General features: G+C 34.3%; 4 protein-coding genes. All 4 read right to left on the bottom strand.

Features of this window, described 5'->3' with window-relative positions:
• Positions 1-252: 252 nt before the first annotated feature.
• Positions 253-1413, bottom strand: a complete 1161-nt coding sequence (locus A3842_RS08250; RefSeq protein WP_074101047.1) for a serine hydrolase domain-containing protein — start codon at positions 1411-1413, stop codon at positions 253-255.
• A gap of 28 nt (positions 1414-1441) precedes the next feature.
• Complete coding sequence (locus tag A3842_RS08245; RefSeq protein ID WP_074101046.1) at positions 1442-2416, bottom strand: phosphotransferase enzyme family protein; 975 nt, start codon at positions 2414-2416, stop codon at positions 1442-1444.
• A 1-nt stretch (position 2417) separates the two neighbouring features.
• Positions 2418-2648, bottom strand: a complete 231-nt coding sequence (locus tag A3842_RS08240) for an acyl carrier protein (RefSeq protein WP_074101045.1) — start codon at positions 2646-2648, stop codon at positions 2418-2420.
• A gap of 13 nt (positions 2649-2661) precedes the next feature.
• A partial coding sequence (locus tag A3842_RS32905) for a hypothetical protein (protein WP_218618666.1) occupies positions 2662-2926 on the bottom strand: 265 nt, incomplete at its 5' end.

The following is a 2926-nucleotide window of genomic DNA, read 5'->3' as shown; positions in this document are numbered from 1 at the left end:
GCAAATTAGAACGATTGTAAGTACAGCCATAAAACTAATTGAATACGTTAATTTTCTAAAAAGATTTGAGTATTTACTATACACAAAATGATCAATAAACTGTTGGATTACTTGAGGCACATACATTTCACACGTAGTGATGATACAACCCAATAAAATAAAATAACAAACACTTTTCCGGTAGGGGGATAAAAATGTAAGTATCCAGAAGTATAACTTTGAGCTCTTTTCAGGTTTACTTTGCACAGTTTATTATTTCTCCTTTATAAGTCTCATTAAATAATGTGTGTAATACCTCCCGCGTGTAGCAAGTAAATGTTTGCATACGTTTGCATAATGTTTCATTTTTATTTTCACAAAAGCATCTAAGTTCAGGGACGTTCCGTCTTCCATCCATTGTTTCCATAAAACCAAAACATCTTTAATAATAAATTTCCCAATGTCGCTATTCGAAAGCAATACAATCCCCGAACCTTCATTAGGTATAAAGGAAATATGTGAGCACCACCCCCTATTATAGCCGGAATGAAATACTGTTTTTCTTCCTTTTTTTGATTTACTTACAAAAAAACCTAATGAGCCTGAGAGATTCCTGCCCAACTGTTGATGCATCAAATTTAGATTGTCACTTGATATGATGTTGTTTCTAAAATCAGTATTATCGATAAAATTAGATTTTATAAAATTCCCCATATCAGAGACAGTAGTATACAGACCTGCCGCTGCTCTTTCTACATAATGATATGCCGGCATTGGAAATCCAACAAAGTTATAAGTTCGGGCTAATTTCAAGCTTACTTCAAAATCATATTCGAAACTGCTACGCTCCATATTTAACGGAAGTAAAATCTCTCGATGCATGTAGTTAGAAAAAGATTCTTGGGTGATAGTTTCTAAAATGAGTTGTAAAAGTAAATATCCTGCACCTGTATAAAGGAAGCTTTCTCCAGGGGCCGATAGTGAAATTGCTGGAGGAACTCCTTTCAATCTCCCACTGAGTACTTGTTCTAAGGTCGGCGTATTGGTAGACAAACGATAGCCGGGATAAGATTGCACAGATAAACCTGATGTATGATTGAGCAATTGTCTAATCGATATATCAGGATTAATTCCTTTATATAGTTTCTTTTTTAAAAAATAACTTATTGTTTGATCAATTGAAATTTTCTCATATTCGAACAATTTAATAATTCCCCAAGCTGTTACAGGCTTTGAAACAGAAGCCGCTTGAAAAACAGTCGAGGCACAAAGTGGAATTTTAGATGCTTTGTTAGCATATCCATAATAACGGTATTCGGATACCTGGTTCTGCTCTATGAGATTGACTGCAAGTCCACTAATACGATAATTCTCCAGAAGTCCAGGAACTACGCTGTCTAAGGTTTCAAGAAAACTTCGGGCCGATCTATTCATAGTTTCGCTCTCCTTTACATGCGGATTGTTATAATCCATCACTTATATAGCGAAGTATATTTAAAAAATGATCTATGCTGGTTTCATTCATATCTACAATTCCATGATCCTTTAAGTTGTCGTTATGAGCCCCCATGTACCAAAGATGCCGTACTACTATAAACCAAGGAACTGCCCTTATATCGTTCTTTTTTAGCTTTCTGATATTATCATATCCATCTAAGAAAATATCCCACTTCTTTTCTTGATCCGCAGGTCTTAAAATAACCCTATTTGTTAATAATTCATATTTAATTGTCGCCAGATCATATGCGCTCCATCCAAAACCACAAAAATCAAAATCAAAAAACTGATAGTTTTCTTTAATATGTACATTACCTGGATGTAAGTCACCGTGACACATACCGAAGTCCAGATTATCTATTTTTTTTATATGGTCTATAACCCTTTCTGCAGTATTTGAAAGAAATCTCCATTCTTCTGACTGTGTGTTTAAGAAAGGCTTCATAGATAGAATCGATGTATTTATAAGTTGTTCTAGACTCAAATTTTTTCTTATTGGTTCGATATTAAAATTTGAGGAGCACTCATGAAGTTGCGCTACAGCCTTACCAAAAGCATGCACTTGAGCATCGTCCTTTAAATTCAGTGGATGACCATCAACATACGTAAATAATACAAATTGCCGGCTCCCTTCGGGGCAAGCTATGTTTCCTATTAGGGTATCGTTTTTTAACGGAATTGGACTGCTAACGGAAACACCTCTTTTACTAAGCTCCAACAATAACTGAACTTCTTCAGATATTTCCAAAACCGTTCTTTTATTATAACGGTATACCCGAAGAATATATTTTCGATCATTTCCTGCTAATAAATAAGTATCATTGAAGCCTCGCTTTATAAGAACGCATTCAGTTAAATCATCCATATTGTACACTTCAGCAGCCAGCTTAAGTAAAGCTGGCGCTGAAGGGGTTGAGTATGTTACAGGAAAATGTTTCAAATCAGTTCACCTTTTTTTCGATGTACTCTAAGAAAGAATACACGGTATCATAATTACTCGCGTCTAGTTCCTCGTCACTGAATTCAATTTGGAATTTCTCTTCAATTTTCACAACTAATTGTATGATACTAATTGAATTAAATCCCAGTTCCTCCAATGTATCATCTACAGTTACATTTCCTTTCTTAAATTCTTTTATGATACTTATCAATTGTTCTTCTAAATTCAGCATGTAACATCCTCCGTTAATAGTTAATTTGAACAGTATAAGATTCGATTAATTCTGATTCAATCTTGTATATGAGTTTGAATTTCGACAACGCAATATCTATCGATTCTGATTTGTAACGTTTTGTTATTGTATATTTTGTTAGCACGTCCCTGATAAAGCCTAGTTCCTTCAAAATTTCTGACATTTTATTAACATAAGGAGAATCTCCCCCAAATAATTTTGTTAATTTATAGTGCTCCATATGTCTGTTTTGGATAATTCGGCGTACTCCTTCCAAC

Source organism: Paenibacillus sp. P3E (assembly GCF_001909045.1).
In the GTDB taxonomy this organism is placed as follows: Bacteria; Bacillota; Bacilli; order Paenibacillales; family Paenibacillaceae; genus Paenibacillus_AQ; species Paenibacillus_AQ helianthi.
The sequence above is the reverse complement of the archived record's forward strand: the minus strand, read 5'-3'. Positions and strand labels throughout refer to the sequence as shown.

Excerpts from the sequence above, each read along its gene's own strand:
- A3842_RS08250 (WP_074101047.1), bottom strand. The coding sequence starts at position 1,413 with ATGAATAGATCGGCCCGAAGTTTTCTTGAAACCTTAGACAGCGTAGTT.
- A3842_RS08240 (WP_074101045.1), bottom strand. The coding sequence starts at position 2,648 with ATGCTGAATTTAGAAGAACAATTGATAAGTATCATAAAAGAATTTAAG.